This is a genomic window from Kaistella palustris DSM 21579 (assembly GCF_000422265.1).
Taxonomy (GTDB): domain Bacteria; phylum Bacteroidota; class Bacteroidia; order Flavobacteriales; family Weeksellaceae; genus Kaistella; species Kaistella palustris.
This window is the reverse complement of sequence record NZ_AULL01000018.1, coordinates 36,830-56,198: the sequence shown is the minus strand read 5'-3', so window position 1 is coordinate 56,198 and position 19,369 is coordinate 36,830. Positions and strand designations below refer to the sequence as shown.

The window sequence follows — 19,369 nt, the reverse complement described above, 5'->3', positions numbered from 1 at the left end:
CATAATTAATTAACATGCACCACGATCTGTTCAAAATTCCTTAAAACAAAGTTAAAACTGCAGCAATACAAATCGGAAAGCCAATTTCTTCCTTTGCACTGAAAGAAATCTAACTAAAAAGAAGAAATGAAAATCAGAAAACTGAACGTTGCGGTTTTATTCCTGCTCTCCACTACCACGGTAGTTTACGGCCAAATTAAAATCGGTGCTGCACCACGCGAAGAAAACATTGAAGGTGTTGCCCTGAAAGGTTCGGTAAAAAAAGGTTCGGAGAACAACATCATCAGTTTACAGCGAAAATCGGTTGAAGTCATAGAGCGCGTAGGTTCTGCACAACTTGAAAAGCAGGGAATCGGCGATGCGGCGACTGCGGTTACCAAAGCCTCGGGCACGCAAAAACAGGAAGGAAGCGGACAGATCTTTATCCGTGGTCTGGGCGACCGTTACAATGCGACCAGTCTGAACGGACTGCCCATCCCGTCCGATAATCCCGAGTTTAAGAATATCGACCTGGGAATTTTTAAGACCTCCGTCATCGAATATATTTCGCTCGATAAAGTGTATAATCCCAAATTTTCGGGGGATTTCGGTGGTGCCAATATCAACATCGTTTCCAAAGAGCATTCGGGAAAACCTTATTTTAAGGTCGGGATCGGAAGCAGAGTAAATCTGCAGACTTTCGACAAAAATCATTTTAAACTTCAGGCCGGAGGTCCGGGATTTTTCGGATATAAAGAAACCACTTTCCGCAAAGGTAATCCAAACGTGCAATATCCCTTCACGACCAGATGGAATTTTAAAAACGCCGCGAACCCCTTTAATTCAAATATGGATATTGAAGGTGGCGCTACATTGGGGAAGCTTTCGGTATTCGGATATGCAGGATTTGAGAACGGTTATGTGTACAGCGCGGGAAAAGAAGGTTTTTACGATGCCACCGGCGATGCCATAAAAGCTCTGGACGTGGACCGGTACACTTACAGCACCAATTCTACGGCGCTCGTAAATCTGGCCTACAAAATCAATACTTCGCACAAGATCAGCTACACGACAAACTTCGTACATTCATCGGCACAGGATGCAAGGTTTTTCAGAGGTTATATGCGTGAGATCGGCACCGACATCATCATCAACAGAGGTGATAACAAACTGACTTCAACACTGATCAACCAACTGTACGGAAATCATAAGATAACCGGTTCCTGGGCGGCCGACTGGGGCGTGAGTTACAACAGGATGGACAGCAAAAGACCTGACCGCCTGCAAAATACCTTTGACGCAATTAGTTTAAATCTCATTGCCGCGAGCACCATCAATAATCACCGTTATTTTGACGCGTTAACCGACAATACACTTAACGGTTTTATAAACATCAGCAAACAGGTAGAAGATCTGAAGATCAATTTCGGTTACAGTGCTTCGTCGAAAGACCGCCAGTTCGATAATACGACGATCGGACTCAACTTCGACATTCAAACTCCGGTAAACCCCGACAATGTAGATGCTTTCATTAATGCTTCGAACAACGGAATCATACGGTACAATACTTTTAGAAATGATAATGAAAGATATGACCCTTTTTATTATCACTTCAAACAAAATATTCAGGCCGGATTTGCAAATGTGGATTACAAATTCAGTGACCGCCTGGTAGTACAGCTGGGAGGAAGATTTGATCATGTAGATCTTCAAAGTAAATGGGACGATGCCATCTTTGGTAAAGACAAAAGCAACAAAACGTACAACAAATTCCTGCCCGCCCTTAATGCGAAATACAGTCTTGATGACAGGCAAAATATTCGATTTTCGGCCTCGAAAACGTATACCCTTCCACAGGCAAAAGAATTGGTACCCACGGGATATTACGATGTGACGACCAATGTTTACGGCAACCCTTTCCTTTCACCTTCAGACAATTACAATGTTGACCTGAAATGGGAACTCTTCGGCAAAGCCGGAGAAGTATTTTCTGTAACTGCCTTCGGAAAATACATTGAAAATCCGATTGCAAGAACTACTTTTTCCACTGCGGCCTCCAGTGATATGACGTACTTCAACATCGCAAATTCCGGAGTTGTTGCGGGCGCGGAAATGGAATTTAGAAAAGATATTTACAAATCCGGAAATTCCAGATTATACACTTTTCTGAACGCCACCTATATGCACTCCAACCAAAAACTGAAAACCGAAGCAGAGTTTGCGAAGGAGAACGGTGGGAAAACTGTTCAGTTCAACGGTCAGAAGACAGACGCCATGCAAGGTGTGGCTGATTTTCTTGCCAATATCAACCTGGGTTATACTCAAAAATTCCGGTCAGAAAATACGGTCGATTTCGTGATCTCATATTCTTATGTGGGCAAAAGTCTGTACGCTTTAGGAACCAATAAAACCGGAAACTTCTACGAAAGCCCCATCCATCTTTTAGATGCGAATCTGAAATTCAACTTTAAACAAATCGGCGTGGGAGTTACGGCAAAAAACCTCATCAACTCCGACAACAAGATAGAACAGATGATCGGTGAGGTAGGTTATACGAACAGAAGTTATACAAAGGGACGAGAAATTGGCCTGAACTTATCTTATGAATTTTAAAAAACCAATAAAAATTATCCAATGAAAAAGAACTTTTTAAATGTGGCATTTTACTTTGCGTTAATGGCGTCGGCCTCTGCCGCAGCAGTATCGTGCAGCACCAACACCGAGGATCCCGTGGCAGTAGACTCTTCAATTGACCCTGCGAACTTTAAGGGAACCATCGCCACGGGCACAACCGTTACGCTGGATCCCACAAAAACGTATAATCTCACCGGTAAATTACTGGTAGAAAACGGTGCTGTCTTAATCATTCCTGCCGGCACCAGGATCGTGGGAGCGCAGGGCGCGAACTACCTGATCGTAGACCGCGGCGGAAAATTATTTGTGAACGGTACCGAAACGGCGCCGGTTGTTTTTGAAGGCGCTCAGCACACGCAGGGATACTGGGGCGGCATCGTGATCCTGGGGAATGCACCTACGAACAGAAGTGCTTCGGGAACCTCTTCTTCAGAATTGGGAGATCTGGTGTATGGCGGAAACAACAAAACTGACAACTCAGGTTCCCTGAAATATTTGGTGATCAAGGACAGCGGCTTTAAATACAATCCTGAAAAAGAATTCAACGGTCTTTCGCTCTTCAGTGTGGGAAGCGGCACCACCATTTCTTACGTCTCTATTTTAAACGGCGGCGATGACGGTGTAGAATTTTTTGGCGGAAATGTAAATGCAGATCACCTCGTGGTAATCGGTATGGGCGACGATTCCGTGGACTGGACGGAAGGCTGGCAGGGAACTGCAAGTTATATTTATGCGGCCCGAAGCAAAGAGTTTCTAAATGCAGTAGAACCCGGAAACAGAGGTGTAGAAGCCGACACGCAGGATACCGATCCCAATACCACATACGGAAATGGCGCCTCTAATCCAACTCTCAGCAACATGACCCTGATCGGAAATACCAAGGGTTCAGAATCTCAGGGAATGAAGATCAGAGCCGGCTCCAACGGAAAATTCGATAATGTTGTGATCGCCAATTTTGCGACAGGTCTGGATTTTGAAACCGACAGAACATACAACTGGTTTCTGGGCGGGAATTATCTTACGAACATCCGTTTCGTAAATGTGGCAACGTCCTGGAAAGCGAAAGGAACGGCAGCGCTACCAAATCCGGATCTTTCTGCGGTATTTACGCTCAGCAGCACCGCGACAGGCGCGGGAAGCGGAACCGCTTTGCCGGCCTGGGCAAAAACGTGGTCAGGCTATACCACCTTCGATGTTGCAGACGCCGGAAGCTAAAAATAGGTCATCACTCAAATTTATTTTTTCATGAAACAAACCATCGAAGCCGATGGTTTGTTTCTATTATTGTTCATCGTCTTCGTACTGAACGAGAAAATAGGAAAAAGTAAAATCCTCCAGTTCTTCCTCCGCATCTTCTAAGGTTACGAGCAGATCTTCAAAAGTTTCGAGCTGTTCCACACTCATATTCACAAATTCGATATGCAGCGGAAGTTCCACAAATCCGGTCACCGAATCGTAAAGTGCATCGAGGTTATCGCCGAAGGTTTCGGGAAGCGTTAATTTTTCTTTGAGCTGTGCGTAAAAATCGTCGTAATCGCCCAGATCAGTAAAATCGATATAAACTGTTTTCATTTTTTTATTTGTTGTTGATAATGTCTCCACTCAGTCTTTTATCACGCGCCGGCGATCACTGTTTTTGGAAACTTTTGTAATGGTTCTTCGTTAAATAGACATCGCCGCTTCTGCTAAAGACAATCCGGTCGGCATTCCTGTTGCCGCAACGGTAATTCACATCTGCCTCGAAATACTGCGCGCCCGCCGGGAGCTGTTTTTCACGGTTGCTGAAATGATCGCCACCAATTGCCCGGCCGGGCAGAACGTCGCAGAGATTTCTTTTGGCAGCGATCCAGCCTTTTTTCCGCGCTTCGGATTTGGTGATGTAAAAGTCGGGCAAATGCCTGTTGGCTTTAACATAATCAATCACCGCCTTCTCAGCTGTCAGCCCATCGATGTTTCCGGAATTTTTCGAAAAGGCAGAAGTATTTGCTTCAGCGGAATTTACCGTATCGTGAGATGCTTTGACTTCCGAATCAGTGGCGACTTTTTTTTCAACCTTATACGTATTGATAAAGTACATGGCGAGAAACGCCGTGAGCAAACCGATGATAAAAAAGAGGAAGAGTTTTATTTTTTCTCTGTTCATGAATTTAAGTTATTGTTGATACCGACCACCCCGTCAATAATTTTCCCTGAAAATTCTTGCCACCCCTCCGGAGGAGGGGAAGCTGCGTTTTTTACCGCCAGTCTTCGGGAATATCACACACCGGGATTGGCTGAATTTTATGCTGCGCAGCGCGGTTCATTCTTTGAAAAATTTTGAAAACTTCCAGATTCCTGCCGGAATAATCGCTCTCGGATTTTTTACCCCACTCTTTCTGAATTTTCTCGAGTTCCGGATAAGTGGCGCCAATCTGCTGTTCATCGGTTCTTTCCTGATCCCACAAGCCATCTGTTGGAATGGCATTTTTAATGGATTCCGGCAGATCGAGATTTCTTGCGAGTTCGTAGACCTCGGTTTTATAGAGGTCGGCTATCGGTGAAACATCTACGCCGCCATCGCCGTATTTAGTAAAAAATCCGACACCGAAATCTTCCACTTTATTCCCGGTTCCACACACGAGAAGACCGTTGATCTGGCCGTAATAATATAAGGTAAGCATGCGGAGTCTGGAGCGAGTGTTTGCAAAAGCGAGTTTTTCTCCCGGAAAATCTTCGTCGTGCACATCAAAAGTTTTATAGAGGGCTTCGAAGGGTTCATTCAAATCTATCGATTTGGTTTCAACGTTCGGAAATTTATTTTTTAAGAATTCCAGATGTTCCAGTGCGCGGCTGACCTGATCATGTGGCTGGCGGATCGGCATTTCCACGGCGAGAAGTTTAAGACCTGTCATGGCACAAAGCGTAGAAACCACGCCGGAATCCACACCACCGGACACGCCGATGATATAGCCTTTCACGTTTGCGGCCTCGGCGTAATCGCGGAGCCAGGTTACGATCTTCTCTATTATTTTTTCTGTCTGCATGCTGTTTTTTTCTGTTCTAAAATTAATGGCATTAACAAAACGCTTCGGACTTAAAGGAAATGATTTGCGATTAATTTCCCTATTTTTGCGCTTTAATTCTGATGTAAAAATAATGAAGTTTTTTAGATATTTCCTGATTTGTGCGCTTGCACTTTTTGTGGTGAGTTCATGTAAAAAAAACACCGAAAACCGCTGGAAAGTAAATATTAAAGATCCCGCTCAAAAAGTAGAAGTCATCGATATTTCGAAAGAATTTTATTCTGCGGCAGTTCCTCTGGAAGAATTTAAGGCAAAATATCCCTGGTTTCAGGGAACTGTTCCTAATGAGGATTTTGCAGTTCGGCGCAGTGATTCCGCAGAGATCGCTATTTATAAAGATGCTTCATCAAAAATAAATATCCCGAAACTGAACACCGATCTTACCGACCTTTTTTCGCATGTACAGTTTTACTTTCCGGAATTTCGGGAACCAAAGGTTTTTCTTTATTCGTCGGCGCTGCAGGGAATAATGGAACCTATTTTTTACCAGCCGTCTGAAAATATTCTTTTTATCGACCTCACGGGTTTCATGGGCGACAATCACCCTGATTACAAGGGTTTGGAAACTTATTTCCAATCCTCTATGAATCCCCAGAATATTGTTCCAAAAGTTTCTGAGATCCTGGCGGAAAATTTCGTGAAACCGAATACAGATCACCAAAAGTTTATTGATGCACTCATCTACAACGGAAAACTGATGACGCTGCAGGATGCTTTTCTACCGGGTTTTCCGGATTATTTGAAAATGAACTATACCCAAAAACAATACGAGTGGGCGAAAGCGAATGAGGCCAACATCTGGAACTATTTCGTAGAAAATAACCTGGTTTTCAATGATGATTTGCGGCTGAATGAGCGGTTCATCAACCCCGGACCATTTTCTAAGTTTTATACGGAGATCGATAATGAATCTTCGCCGCAGGTTGGGATCTTTACCGGTTGGCAGATCTGCCGGAAATTCTATGAGGAAAATCCCGACACAAAACTCACGGATTTTCTGAAAATGAGCGCGCAGGACATCTTCAACAAAAGCAGCTATAAACCCAAAAACTAATTTTATTAAAAAAAACTCAGTTGCAGCCCGACTTGAACGGAAATCCTTTTGTGAGGAACGAACAAAAGATTGGGAGTGGAAGGCGGAAAAAGCTGCCCAAAAAATTAAAAACTTCTAAATTAAATATATTCTGATATGAAAAAGACTCAAATTACGATAGACATTGAACTGGACGAAAATCACGTTCCGGAAAAAATGATGTGGAATGCTGAAGACGGTGGCGTGGAAAAACAGGAAACCAAAGCGACCATGATCTCGGTCTGGGACGACAAAAAGATGGAAGCGCTGCGGATTGACCTCTGGACAAAAGATATGCCGGTTGATCACATGAAGATGTTCCTGCACCAGATCCTGATCTCACTGAGCAATACTTACGAAAACGCGACCGGCGAAGAAGATGTTGCCGCATGGATGGGCGAAATGGCCGAAGAATTTGTGCAGAAGGCTGGAATTAAAATGTAGCTTTTCGCGGCATTTACCAAAACAAAACGTCGTTTCCAAAATCGGAACGACGTTTTTTTATTAACAATTTAACGGGCTTATTTTTTAAAGAATTTGTGGCTGCTGACCTGGCCACCGATCTGTACAACAAGCATATAATTTCCGTTTGCGAGGCTGGAAAGGTTTATTTTGCTGTCTGTGGCGGTGCCGGATTTCAACATGCGGCCGGAGAAGTCTACAACCTGGTATGAAATATTTTTTTCTTTGGAATTAATGGTCAGAAAATCTGTAACCACCGTTGGGTAAACCTGAATTTTAGTATTTGAAGTATAGTCCGAAGTCGCCAATGCCTGCTCAAATGCTAAAGTCGGATAACCGTCATTTTTAGCTGCATCGTAGAACCACACTGCAGTTGCGCGGCCCGCGTTCAGTGAAGTGGCGAGATTCTGCGTTTTCATTTCTTTGGTAGTCCAGGCCTTAATATCATAAGTTGCCGGCGCCGCCAGAAACATCCCTATGGCATCGATAGGTGCATTGGTATGGTCATAATAAATATTTGCCGCCGACATATTTGCGACAAAGCCCGCAAAGCCGCCACTGGCGCTCACATTACTTACAGTTCCGGTAGAATATACATTGGTTACAACGGCATTGCTTTCGGGCCCGCCGTAAAAGCCGCCTACTCGTTCCGACATAGCCACTACATTGGAACGCGTGTAAGAATCTGTAACCTCATTGTTTCTGTTCGGTCCAAAAGCCATTGTACTGTATCCCGCAAAGCCGCCAACAATATACTGGCCGGTTACTGTTCCCTTGGCATACGATCTGGCGATCGAAGTTTTGTCCCAGGCAGTTCCCACTAATCCACCAACCTGACTCGAGCCACTTACATCTCCTTCTGCAGAGGAATCGCTGATGCTGGAATCGGTTAAAATGCCGCCCACAAGACCACCAACGTTGAAATCGGTTCCGGAAATATTCACGTTTTTGGCGTGGCAGTTTGTCATTGTACTGTTCGTTGAAAGATTTCCTACGATACTGCCCACGGTATCATGTCCTGAAACGGTTACCTGGTCGGCGATAAGATTTTCGATTTTTCCCTTAAACATCTGACCGACAAAACCTACGAAGTCGCCTGCCGGAAGATCGATCTGAATATTCGAAACCGTTTTGTTGTTACCTTTCACAGTACCTGAAAAGGGAAAAAGATAGCCTTTTCCGATCGGCATCCAAAGGTGTGCGCCAAAATCCATGTCGTTTCCGAAGATGACGATTTTGCCTGTGAAGTCGTTTCCGGCATTTACAATTTTGGCAAGTCCCGCAACCTGTGCCGGAGTTGTAAGTGTAAATTCTGTGGTGGTAGCATTGTACCAGCTTTCATCGGCATTATCAGTCCACAAGGTTGTAGGCGCTTTTTGAAAGAAAGCCTGAACCGCCGGATTGACCGCGACGCTGGAGCTTACAGTGGTTTTCGCCTTGGGAGCCTTGATGTTTTGGGCAGAAATCCCCTCGCCCGCAACGATGAAAAGTGCCAAAAGAATAATTCTCTTTTTCATAATATTTTTAAAATTTTTGTATCGCAATGATACATTTTTTCAAGGTCCCCGTGCCGGTAAAAAGCGTTTTTGGTTTGCAGATTTCGTGAATCCTGCAAACATCAGCAGTTATGGAACTCGGTTTTAAACTGAGAAAGAGGTGGAAATGCCACGTGATGATTTTCGGAAAGGCTTATCTTTGTACTTTAAAATTTATAAATAAACTGCTGAAAAGATGAACTTCAATACCAAAGTAATACACGGTGGTCAGCACCACGAATCTGCCACAGGATCTGTAAATGTTCCTGTATTTTTAACCTCCACCTTTGCACAGAAATCTCCCGGGATCCATTCGGGTTATGAGTATTCGCGCGCGGCAAATCCCACCAGACAAGCTTTGGAAGACAGTCTGGCTTCTATCGAAAACGGTTCGCGTGGTCTGGCTTTTGGTTCCGGTCTGGCTGCAATCGACTGTGTTTTAAAATTGTTAAATCCCGGTGATGAAATTATTGCTGTGGATGATCTTTACGGTGGTACATACAGAATGTTCACGCGCCTTTTTGAAAAATATCAACTCAAGTTTACGTTCGTAGGATTTGACGATGTTTCGAAAATTGCCAACTCAATTACAGAAAAGACAAGACTGATCTGGCTCGAAACGCCTACCAATCCTCTGATGAAGCTTGTAGACATCGAAGCGGTGACAAATCTGGTGAAAGGAAAAGATATTTTAGTAGCCGTAGACAACACTTTTGCGACGCCTTATCTGCAGCGGCCGCTTGACCTGGGTGCTGACATTGTAATGCACTCTGCGACCAAATACCTGGGTGGGCACTCAGATGTGATTGCCGGCGCGTTGGTTGCAAAAACTACTGAATTGGGCGAGAAACTTCATTTTATACAGTTCGCAAGTGGCGGAATTTTAGGCCCACACGATTCTTATCTGGTTTTAAGGGGAATTAAAACATTGGCCTTAAGAGTGCAAAGACATTCTGAAAACGGTTTGGAAGTCGCAAAATATCTGGAAAATCATCCGGCGGTAGAAAAAGTTTTTTATCCGGGGTTGGAATCTCATCCACAGTACCAACTGGCGAAAAGGCAGATGAAAGACTTCGGAGGAATGGTTTCATTTACCTTTAAATCCGGAAAAAAAGAAGACGCGATCAAATTTTTAGAAGAACTGAAAGTATTTACTTTGGCCGAATCTCTGGGCGGTGTGGAATCGCTGGCGAATCATCCGGCGCTGATGACACATGCTTCAATTCCTGCCGAAAAACGTGCAGAACTTGGGATCACCGACGATTTGGTGCGTCTAAGTGTGGGAATCGAGGACAAGGAAGATTTGATCGCAGATCTGGAAAGAGCGTTTAAATAGTGAATAAATTTTCGCTGCGGACCGCCGGAAGCTTGTAGGTTCGCAGCTTTTTAAGATTGAGGTGGGAAGTGCGAGAAGTTCGCAGCTTTATCATTAATAGACTTCCATCCTTTCAGGATTCTACTTTTCACTTCAATTGTTGTTAAATTGATTTCCGTTTTTAAACATTCCGGCAGCAGTAATGAAACATTCCTTTTTTTGTGCCAAAGAATCAACAGCTGAAATGATGAAAAACTGTTGGGCAGACTAATGAAAGGTGTGGGAAATTGCGTTCAAAAACTTAGTGGATGTAAAATAATTTAACACACACGAAAAGCGTTGAACGAAACCGAGATTAATAAGGTGATACGCGATAAAACTTCGGCGGAACAAAAAAATTATAATAAGCGTTAAATGCGGCATTAAACAATTCCAAGAGAGTGATTTAATACATAAACTACAATATCTCCTATGAATGACTTTCAAAAATATATCCAAACTTATCTCGGTTTGGTCCCGACTGAAAACTGGATTATGGAGTTAAAAAATTCGGGCACAGCGACATCAAAAACATATGCGGATATTTCTGCCACACAAGCCAATTTCGCCTACGCGGACGGAAAATGGAACTTGAAGGAGCTGCTGCAACACCTTATCGACGCCGAACGGATTTTCGCTTACCGCGCTTTACGCTTTGCACGGAAGGATAAAACTCCACTGGCCGGCTGGGACGAAGAAATGTATGCGGAAAGTTATTTTTCGGAGGAAAGAAGCCTGGAAAGCCTTATTACGGAGTTCGAAAGTGTGCGGCAGTCTTCGTTGATTTTCTTTAAAGACCTAAACCATGAGCAACTTTGCCAAACCGGAATTGCCAACGGAAACGAAATATCCGTGGAAACCTTGGGGAGGCTGATCGTCGGGCACAATATTCATCATTTGAAAATCATTAAAGAAAGATACCTGCCGTTTTTATAAACGCATGACTAAAATTATTTTTACAGAGGTGGCGATGGTGGCGGGCTTTAGCCCGCTATATTTTCAAACCGGGGAGAATGGCTTTAGCCTAAAAATTAAACAAATTATATTTGGACCACATTGATATTGAAAAAACTGCGTGCCCCTGCTGCTCAGGAAGGAATTATGGTGAATGCTGCAAGCCTTTTCACCTGAAAGAAAAATTTCCCCAAACAGCGGAAGAACTGATGCGGTCGCGCTTTTCAGCCTTCGCAATCCCAAATGGGGAATATCTGATAGAAACCACATCACCTGCAAAAAGAAAACTGTACGGTAAAGAAGATTTACAGGAATGGGGCAAAATCAATCAGTGGACAAAGCTGCAAATCGTTAAAACCTACGGCAAAAATATGGTCGAATTCAACGCATTTTATAACGACGCAGATGGCCATTCACAAATTCATCACGAAATCTCGCTGTTTGAAAAACTCATTAACCGTTGGTATTACGTTGCCGGGAAATTTTCGAAGTAGATATTTGAACATCGAGGCTTTTGAGACAATTAAAGCAACTGACATTTTTCAAAGATTTACGAGTATGTTGAAAAAGATTTATTCTGTAAAACCAAAAGCCGGAATTACTGCTGCGGTGTTTGCCGCTTTTTTTTCTGTCTTAAGACATACAGATACAGACTTTCGACCTTGGTTCTGGCCCAGTCGGTCTTCCGCAAAAATTTTAAGGATGATTTTATACTTGGATTGTCAGTGAAACATTTAATATTGATCTGTTCGCCAAGTTTTTCAAAACCTTCATAATAGTCGACCAACTCTTCCAGAATCGTGTCAAGGCGTTTTCCGTGTAAGGGATCTTTTGAATGCTGTTCCATAGGCAGTAAAAATACGCAAATTGATATTTCACCGAAAGATTTGTAAATTTTGTTTTAAAGACAACGGCTCTAAGATTAAATAAAGCGTTTCATTTCAAGTAAAACCCGGAAATCTATTCAAATTCTTATCCGGAATTATCTTACCTGCTGCCCTACTTTTTCACCAAAAAGTTCAATTGATTTCATCATTAACTCATTTTTTGGCGCACCCACATCCATATGTCCGATAAATCGTGTGATACCGAAAATTTCTTTCATATAGTTGATCTTATCGGCAACTTCATTCACATTCCCCACAAACAGCGCACCCTCTTTAGCACGGCCGCCATCATACTGCATTTTGGTATACGGTGCCCAGCCGCGCGACGCACCGATCCTGTCCATTTGAGATTTGTAATTCTGAAAATACCCGTCGATTACATTCTGATCTTCACTTACAAAAGTGTGCGAGTGGATCGCAATCTGCATTTCTGACTCGTCATGACCGGCTTTCAGATATTCCTGCCTGTAGAAATCAATAAGACCTTTGAACTGCACGGGCATTCCGCCAATAATAGCCACAATCAGCGGCATTCCTAATTTTGCCGCGCTGAGAACTGACGCCGGAGTGCCACCGACTGCCCGCCAAATTGGAATTACACCATCGTTTTTGGCTCTTGGATACACGGTTTGATTTTTCATTGGAGCGCGGAGTTTACCTGTCCACGAAACGTTTTCCTCAGAATTTATTTTAAGTAAGAGTTCCAGCTTTTCATCAAAAAGCTGTTCGTAGTCTTCCAAAGAATAGCCGTACAAAGGAAATGATTCGATGAAACTTCCGCGTCCCACAAAAATTTCTGCCCTTCCATCGGAGATGAGATCCAATGTGGCAAAATCTTCGTACACTTTCACGGGCTCAGAAGAACTTAAAACGGTTACACCACTGGCAAGCTTGATGTTTTTGGTCACACTCGCGGCGGCAGCCAAAACCATCTCCGGTGAGGAAACCGCATAATCAGGCCGGTGATGCTCACCCATGGCGAAAACATCAATTCCTACCTCATCCATCAACTTGACCTGGCTGATGATTTCTCGGAGCTTAACTCCGGCGTCCCCGTATTTCCCGGTGTTGCGGTCGAAAGCCAAATCGCCGAACATTCCTATTCCTACTTCCATATTTTTAGATTTTAGATTTTAGATTTTAGATTTTAGATTTTAGATTTTAGATTTTAGATTTTAGATTTACAAATTTAAAGGAAAGCCAGTGCAAAAGCATTGATGAATGATAAGAACGGAACATACAGAAGGCAGTATGATTGTTTGCAAAATAAAGTCCAGCCGTTCTATCTGTTTTGAAATTAAAAAGAATAACTCGGAATTCTGGCGGGCTTTAGCCCGCATTTGTAAACTTTAGCGGATGCGAAACTTCAAGCGGGCTTAAGCCCGCGCCCGTATGTTATAAAACCTGATATTTTATTTCATTCCTAAATCCAGAAAGTGTAGGTAACAGGAAGGGCTTTAGCCCGTCTTAAATAAATAAACGGATCAGCTTTAAAAAAACTTAAAATTACTTATTTTTGAACTCAAGATGTCATTCGTTCAAATTTATATTCATTTAGTTTTTTCTACACAGGAGATGAAACCGTTTCTTAATTCAAAAGTTTTAAGAATAAAAGTATGGAATCACATTAATGAAAACGCCACAGAAAAAGGTATTCATATCGGCGAGATTAATGGCTACTCAGATCACTGCCATTGTTTGATCTCTCTGGGTCGGAACCAGGAAATTGCAAAAATAGCTCAATTAATAAAAGGAGAATCTTCGTTTTGGATTAACAGGAATAATCTTACCGCAGATCAATTTCGGTGGCAGGACGAGTATTTTGCGGTTTCAGTTTCGGCGTCCGGAGTTGAAGAGGTAAGAAACCTTTTAAATGATCAGGAGTCTTATCATACGACTAAACCCTTTTTAGAAGAATATTCGGAGCTTATCAAAAAACATGGGTTTTGAAGATAAATTTAGCTAAAGCTCTTAAAACACCAAAAATTAAAGCGGGCTAAAGCCCGCAGTTGTTAAAAAAAACCAAGTCGGGAAAATAAATATTAAAAATGATAAGCGGGCTAAAGCCCACCCTCATTCAACAAAAATAAATCCTTTGGAAAAACTCATTGAAACTTTAAAATCCGGCGGCACCATTCTCTATCCTACAGACACGATCTGGGGAATCGGTTGCGACGCCACAGACATCAATGCCATCAACAAAATCTTTGAAATTAAAAAACGAGACAAAAACAAATCGATGATCATCCTGATGGAATCGGCAAAACGACTGCAGGATTTGGTGGAAGTTCCGGAAATGGCCTGGGAAATTATGGATCTGTCGGAAAAACCTGTAACTCTGATCTATGACGCGCCAAGAGGTTTGCCGAAAGAGATCCTCGCAGAAGACGGCAGTATCGGTATCCGCTTAGTTAACGATCTTTTTCTGAAAAAAATTATTACAAAGCTGAATAAGCCTTTGGTTTCCACCTCGGCAAATTTCAGCGGCGAAAAATCGCCCATGAAGTTTTCGGATATTTCGCCTGAACTCATTGATGCTGTAGATTTTGTAGCGGAGGAAAATCACGATAAAGTTTCGGAATATTCGGGCTCATCGGTGATCAGGATCTGGCAGGACGGCAGGATCAAAGTGCTGCGCGAATAAAGTAGTTTTGGGCGGACTTACTTTTTAAATTCCTTTTCGTAAATCGTGATCCAATCCTCGACCGACATCTTTTTGCACAGTTCGGCAATAAGTTCAAAAAGAATTTCCGCGGAATTTTTGAACCGTATACATGATTTTCCCATATCAAGTTTTCGTGCAGAATATTTTGGCCATTCCGTTTGAAACCAGCTGAGAAGTTCTGGTTTAGCGTAAATCCCCATATGATAGAGCGCGGCAAAATTTTTCTGGGACGCCAGACTGATAAATGGCAGCGGCGTGTTCGGCTTACAGTGGTATCCATCCGGGTAGGTCTCCAGCGGCACACTCCACGCAATGATTCCGTAGCTCATCCCCAGTTCGAAACCAGGCGGCATATTTTCATTAATGGTATTGAACAGGCTGATAAACAAATCTTTTTTACCGTCGGTGACCAGCGCAATGTATTCCTGTACAGCTTCGGGAGCGTTTATCATTTTTTACCGTTTTAAGTATTCATCAAAATAATCAGTTACTTTCTGCATCAGATGTACGCGGTCTTTGCCCAGAACATTGTGTTCATGTCCGGGATAGACGAAGTAATCTGGTTGTACGCCTTTGTCAACCGCCGCTTTCAGAAACTTGATTGAGTGCTGCCACACCACCACATTGTCCTGCGCTCCGTGAATCATCAAAAGGTGACCTTTTAAATTCTGAACTTTATCAAGCAAATTTGCCTGTTTGTATCCTTCGGGATTTTGTTGTGGCGAATCCATGTACCTTTCGGTGTACATGATTTCATACATTTTCCAGTCGATCACGGGTCCGCCCGCCACGCCAACTTTGAATACTTCGGGATGTTTAAGCATAAAACTGGTTGTCATAAATCCGCCGAAACTCCAGCCGTGGATCCCCAGCTTTTCGGCATCTACATAAGGAAGCGACTTTAAATAATCAACGCCTTTCAGCTGATCGCGCATCTCTACTTCACCGAGGTGGCGGAAAACGGCCTGCTCGAATTTTTGTCCGCGGTTCGAGGAGCCGCGTCCATCCATCGTAAATACAATATAGCCACGCTGTGCCATAAATTCATACCACAAATTACCCGATGCGGGGAAATTATTGGTCACCAGCTGAGCATGGGGACCATTGTAAAGATAAACGATAACCGGATATTTTTTTGACGCATCGAATTCGGTGGGTAAAATGATCTTGCCGTACAAGGGTGTTCCGTCTTCTGCTTTTAAGGTGACGTTTTTGATCTCCGGCCGGTCATAATTTTTTAAAGGATTCTCAGCCGTGAGTATAATTTTCGATTTGCCGGTGTGCGTATTGATCAGATTTACAACGCGCGGCGTAGTTTCATTGCTGTAAATATCATACAACTGCGAACCATCTTTACTCAAAACCCCGCTGTGCATACCCGGTTCTGTGTCAAGCCGCTGCGTCTGGAAACTGGTCCAATTTACTTTATACAAATGCCTTTCGAGTGGTGAAACCTGGGTAGAAGCATAATAAATTTCTTTCTTTTTTTCATTAAAGCCAAGCAGATCTGTAACAAGCCAGTTTCCTTTGGTGATTTGCGCAACGAGGCCAGAATCTACATTATAATGAAACAGATGATTGAAACCTGTTCGCTCGCTTTGCCATAAAAAGTCGGTGTTTGAATTAGGGAAAAATACCAGTGGATGCTGCGGTTCCACATATTCTGCAGCTTTTTCCTCGAAAATGGTTTTAATGAAATTTCCCGTCACCGCATCATACTGATTCATGTGCAGATCATTTTGGTCACGGTTCAGCACGCCCACGAAAATCGACTTCGAATCCGGACTCCAGGTGACTGCGGTAAGATATTGCTCAGGATCGCCCTCAATATTCAGGAATATTTTTTTATTTGTTTTAATGTCGTAAACACCCAAAGTCACGTGGTGAGACAGCGTTCCCGCCATGGGATATTTAATGTTTTTATTTACGGCAGGCACAACACTCCAGTCGATGATCGGATAGTCTTTCACCATAGACTGATCCATACGGTAAAAAGCAATCTGCGAATTGTTTGGCGCGATAAAAATTCCCTTATCAATACCGAATTCACGCTGATGAACCGCCTGCCCATTTACAATATCGTCATTTTCATCAGCAGTAATGGCGATGGTTTTACCGTTTCTGTTCAGGTACAGATTATTTTTTACGGTATATACAAAACCATCATTATTGCTGAACAGCTGTATATTTTCAGCATTTTCATCAAGAGAAATCCAGTCTTTCAACTTCCAGTCTTTTCCGGAACGTTCTACCCAGTAATATTTGGAATCCTGTAAAAAATAGCCTTTATCTTTAGAAATAAAAGTGATGCGCGGAAAAGTCTTAAGCTTGCTTTCTGCAGAAAGATTCCGGTTAAGCTGTGACAGCGAAACAAGCGTGTCCTGCTTCATACTCTGCACTTCTGTCACCAAATAACCTTCTTTGGTACCCTGATAAAAAGATTTACTATCGTCGTTCCACGAAAACTGCGAGATATTCTTCACCGCAAGATTACTTCGCAGACCGTTAACGGCTTCAGCGATCGTGTATTTTTGGGTTTGCGCAAAGGATAAACTTCCGGTAAGAAGCACTAACAGAGACAATCGGGACAGTTTCATATTTCTAACAATTTTGAGGTTAAAAATAAGAAATAAATTCCAACTGTTAATGAAACGTTAATTTAATATCTGGCATACACCACGCCTGCAAACGGATCGGTTGTGGTTACCGCCGAATTCCACCGATACTGATGGGTCCAGTAAGCAACTTTCATCGACAGAATGCCAAGACCGGCGCCGAAAAGAACATCAGAAATATAATGTTTGTTGTTTGCCATACGCATCACGCCAATCCCTGTGGCAACTCCGTAGGAAACGTAGGGAACCCACTTATAATCTTCACCATATTCTATAGCAAGCATTGTGGCGCCGGCAAAAGCGTTTGCAGTATGACCGGATGGGAATGAATAGGCGGTTCCGTCGGGGCGGGTTTTCTTTAAAGTTTTTTTCAAAACATATACAAGACCGAGGTTTACAACCTGGCCTTTGATCAAAATAGCAGTGCGGTTTCGCCAGTCGGTTCTGGGCTTCATTCCGGCAAGCTCAAAGCCGTACACGGCCGCTATTGGTGCAAACTGCGCATAATCATCGAGGTGATTTGTAAAACCGAAAAGATGCTCGTTCCGTTCTTCTACAATTTCATTTTTAAGTGATTCCCGGCTGTTGCTGTCGAAAACAATTCCGGAAATCATTAAAGCCGCAGGCATGTAAAGTCTTTTATACTGAAAATGAAAATGTTGACTTTCACTTTTTAAACTGTCTTTGACCTGTGCCGAATTCAGCGCAAATAAATTCATCATCAAAAAGAAGAGAAAAGCTTTCTTCATACTTGTCATTTTTATCAAAATTAGGTAAATGAAGCGGAGGCATGCTCATTATTATTTTTTATTAAAAAGATTAGCAGCACATTTTAAATGTAGAATGAGGCAATTTTTTAATTTCTTAACTTACATCAATGGCTGCGGTTCAATTGGGCAGTATCTTTGCACTATAAATTTTCAGTAATAACAAAATACAAATATTATGGCAACAAAATGGAATCTTGACCCTACACACAGTGAAATTACTTTTAAAGTAAGACACATGATGATCTCTAATGTTAAAGGTGAATTCACCAAATTCGATGCGCAGCTCGAAGCTGAAGACGGCGACTTTAAAAACGCAAAAGTTTCTGCCACAATCGACACCGATTCTGTGAATACCAACAATACAGACCGCGACAATCACCTGAAAGGCGAAGACTTTTTCAACGGATCCGCAAACCCAAAGATCACTTTCGAAAGCACAGGTTTACATGACGAGGTTACCGGAAATCTCACCATAAACGGCGTAACGAAACCGGTCAAGCTGGATGTGGAATTTGGCGGAACTAATGTGGATCCCTGGGGAAATACGAAAGCAGGTTTCTCTTTCGAGGGGAAAATCAAACGTAGTGAATTCGGGCTGAACTGGAACACTGCACTGGAAACCGGCGGCGTAATGGTCTCTGACGATGTTAAAATATTCGGCGAACTGCAGTTTGTAAAAGCGTAACCTCACCTTCATATATATCTAAAAAAGTTCACCTTTTCCGGGTGAACTTTTCCATTTATGATCTTCACAGAAAGCTTTTTTTAGAAAAAATACCAGAAATTTCGGTCGTAAGTTTTCGTGATTTTCTGGGTACACCTGTTCAGTGTTAACTCAAGTTCCACTTTATCGATGGTATGTTGGTTTGAAAACTGAAATTGTGGAACTTTATCCGTAAGCACTTTGGTATCGCCATTCCTGTAATATACGGTCCAGCGGTATTCGTAGCTGTCTGTGGCATTTTCCGGTTCGAAAGATACACGATCGTTCCCGGCTCTTTTTTCATTAATGACTTCAACGGGGAAATTGCATTTTGTGGCGTCAGCGGAGATCGCTACTGGTTCTGCCGCTATTACGTCGATGGATTTTTTGCATTTCTGCTGACTTTTCGGCGTTTTTACCGTGAGCGAAAGAACCGCATTTCCCGGCACAGCACCTTTAATGTTGATCATATTGCTTTTTGTATCACCGACCAAAAAGATTTTTTGGTCGGGGTATGTCCATTCGAAACAGCCGGCGCAGTTCAGAACTGCATTTTCTGCAGAATAGCGTAGTGTTTCCCCCACCTGTATCTGCGCCGGTCCGCTGATTTTGCACTGCGAAAATCCAAAGTAAAAACCAAGGACTGCAAAAAGGATAAAAAGTTTTTTCATTTTGTG

Annotated in this window: 20 protein-coding genes; 10 read left to right on the top strand and 10 right to left on the bottom strand. The window is 42.8% G+C overall.

Annotation, left to right across the window (positions count from 1 at the left end):
• Window positions 1-126 precede the first annotated feature (126 nt).
• Both H562_RS0108585 and H562_RS0108580 read left to right on the top strand, forming a co-directional pair.
• Window positions 127-2,592 carry a TonB-dependent receptor gene (locus H562_RS0108585; RefSeq protein ID WP_027377132.1) on the top strand — a complete coding sequence of 822 codons (2,466 nt, stop codon included), beginning with the start codon at window positions 127-129 and terminating at the stop codon, window positions 2,590-2,592.
• Between the two features lie 21 nt (window positions 2,593-2,613).
• A complete protein-coding gene (locus H562_RS0108580) occupies window positions 2,614-3,828 on the top strand; it encodes a hypothetical protein (RefSeq protein ID WP_027377131.1) in 1,215 nt (404 codons plus the stop codon).
• Window positions 3,829-3,894: 66 nt separating this feature from the next.
• Here H562_RS0108580 and H562_RS0108575 read toward each other — a convergent pair whose 3' ends face one another.
• The 3 genes from H562_RS0108575 to nadE form a co-directional block, all read right to left on the bottom strand.
• Window positions 3,895-4,185, bottom strand: coding sequence for a barstar family protein (locus tag H562_RS0108575; protein ID WP_027377130.1), 291 nt, complete (start codon window positions 4,183-4,185; stop codon window positions 3,895-3,897).
• A gap of 55 nt (window positions 4,186-4,240) precedes the next feature.
• Window positions 4,241-4,756: a ribonuclease domain-containing protein gene (locus tag H562_RS0108570; protein ID WP_027377129.1), complete on the bottom strand. Its 516-nt coding sequence runs from the start codon at window positions 4,754-4,756 to the stop codon at window positions 4,241-4,243.
• Between the two features lie 91 nt (window positions 4,757-4,847).
• Window positions 4,848-5,636 carry an NAD(+) synthase gene (gene nadE / locus H562_RS0108565; RefSeq protein WP_027377128.1) on the bottom strand — a complete coding sequence of 263 codons (789 nt, stop codon included), beginning with the start codon at window positions 5,634-5,636 and terminating at the stop codon, window positions 4,848-4,850.
• 112 nt (window positions 5,637-5,748) lie between these two features.
• On the opposite strand from nadE, the gene gldB reads away from it, so the two are divergent.
• Both gldB and gldC read left to right on the top strand, forming a co-directional pair.
• A complete protein-coding gene (gene gldB / locus H562_RS0108560) occupies window positions 5,749-6,729 on the top strand; it encodes a gliding motility lipoprotein GldB (protein WP_027377127.1) in 981 nt (326 codons plus the stop codon).
• 135 nt (window positions 6,730-6,864) lie between these two features.
• Complete coding sequence (gene gldC, locus H562_RS0108555) at window positions 6,865-7,191, top strand: gliding motility protein GldC (protein WP_027377126.1); 327 nt, start codon at window positions 6,865-6,867, stop codon at window positions 7,189-7,191.
• A gap of 77 nt (window positions 7,192-7,268) precedes the next feature.
• Here the strand turns inward: gldC and H562_RS0108550 are convergent, their stop codons facing one another.
• Window positions 7,269-8,726, bottom strand: a complete 1,458-nt coding sequence (locus H562_RS0108550; RefSeq protein ID WP_156831980.1) for a GLUG motif-containing protein — start codon at window positions 8,724-8,726, stop codon at window positions 7,269-7,271.
• Window positions 8,727-8,940: 214 nt separating this feature from the next.
• Here H562_RS0108550 and H562_RS0108540 point away from each other — a divergent pair, with 214 nt between their 5' ends.
• From H562_RS0108540 to H562_RS0108525, 3 genes are all read left to right on the top strand, one after another.
• Window positions 8,941-10,080 (top strand): cystathionine gamma-synthase, encoded by a 1,140-nt coding sequence (locus H562_RS0108540; protein WP_027377124.1) that lies wholly within the window; start codon window positions 8,941-8,943, stop codon window positions 10,078-10,080.
• Between the two features lie 450 nt (window positions 10,081-10,530).
• Window positions 10,531-11,034, top strand: a complete 504-nt coding sequence (locus tag H562_RS0108535; RefSeq protein WP_027377123.1) for a DinB family protein — start codon at window positions 10,531-10,533, stop codon at window positions 11,032-11,034.
• Window positions 11,035-11,144: 110 nt separating this feature from the next.
• The gene (locus H562_RS0108525; RefSeq protein WP_233701990.1) at window positions 11,145-11,546 is read left to right on the top strand and encodes a YchJ family protein; all 402 of its coding nucleotides are present in this window, start codon (window positions 11,145-11,147) and stop codon (window positions 11,544-11,546) included.
• 104 nt (window positions 11,547-11,650) lie between these two features.
• Here the strand turns inward: H562_RS0108525 and H562_RS0108520 are convergent, their stop codons facing one another.
• Both H562_RS0108520 and H562_RS0108515 read right to left on the bottom strand, forming a co-directional pair.
• Window positions 11,651-11,899, bottom strand: a complete 249-nt coding sequence (locus H562_RS0108520; RefSeq protein WP_027377121.1) for a VF530 family protein — start codon at window positions 11,897-11,899, stop codon at window positions 11,651-11,653.
• 135 nt (window positions 11,900-12,034) lie between these two features.
• Window positions 12,035-13,054, bottom strand: coding sequence for an LLM class flavin-dependent oxidoreductase (locus tag H562_RS0108515; RefSeq protein ID WP_027377120.1), 1,020 nt, complete (start codon window positions 13,052-13,054; stop codon window positions 12,035-12,037).
• 412 nt (window positions 13,055-13,466) lie between these two features.
• Between H562_RS0108515 and H562_RS0108510 the strand changes: the two genes are divergently transcribed.
• Window positions 13,467-13,889: a transposase gene (locus H562_RS0108510; RefSeq protein WP_027377119.1), complete on the top strand. Its 423-nt coding sequence runs from the start codon at window positions 13,467-13,469 to the stop codon at window positions 13,887-13,889.
• A gap of 145 nt (window positions 13,890-14,034) precedes the next feature.
• The gene (locus tag H562_RS0108505; RefSeq protein WP_027377118.1) at window positions 14,035-14,583 is read left to right on the top strand and encodes an L-threonylcarbamoyladenylate synthase; all 549 of its coding nucleotides are present in this window, start codon (window positions 14,035-14,037) and stop codon (window positions 14,581-14,583) included.
• A 17-nt stretch (window positions 14,584-14,600) separates the two neighbouring features.
• On the opposite strand, the gene H562_RS0108500 is transcribed toward H562_RS0108505, so the two are convergent.
• From H562_RS0108500 to H562_RS14890, 3 genes are all read right to left on the bottom strand, one after another.
• Window positions 14,601-15,056, bottom strand: a complete 456-nt coding sequence (locus tag H562_RS0108500; protein ID WP_027377117.1) for a DUF1801 domain-containing protein — start codon at window positions 15,054-15,056, stop codon at window positions 14,601-14,603.
• A gap of 3 nt (window positions 15,057-15,059) precedes the next feature.
• Window positions 15,060-17,201 carry a S9 family peptidase gene (locus tag H562_RS0108495; RefSeq protein WP_027377116.1) on the bottom strand — a complete coding sequence of 714 codons (2,142 nt, stop codon included), beginning with the start codon at window positions 17,199-17,201 and terminating at the stop codon, window positions 15,060-15,062.
• A gap of 62 nt (window positions 17,202-17,263) precedes the next feature.
• Window positions 17,264-17,968, bottom strand: coding sequence for a phosphatase PAP2 family protein (locus H562_RS14890; RefSeq protein ID WP_034690990.1), 705 nt, complete (start codon window positions 17,966-17,968; stop codon window positions 17,264-17,266).
• 196 nt (window positions 17,969-18,164) lie between these two features.
• Between H562_RS14890 and H562_RS0108485 the strand changes: the two genes are divergently transcribed.
• Window positions 18,165-18,674, top strand: coding sequence for a YceI family protein (locus tag H562_RS0108485; protein WP_027377115.1), 510 nt, complete (start codon window positions 18,165-18,167; stop codon window positions 18,672-18,674).
• Window positions 18,675-18,754: 80 nt separating this feature from the next.
• On the opposite strand, the gene H562_RS0108480 is transcribed toward H562_RS0108485, so the two are convergent.
• The gene (locus H562_RS0108480; protein ID WP_027377114.1) at window positions 18,755-19,363 is read right to left on the bottom strand and encodes a hypothetical protein; all 609 of its coding nucleotides are present in this window, start codon (window positions 19,361-19,363) and stop codon (window positions 18,755-18,757) included.
• Between the last annotated feature and the right edge of the window lie 6 nt (window positions 19,364-19,369).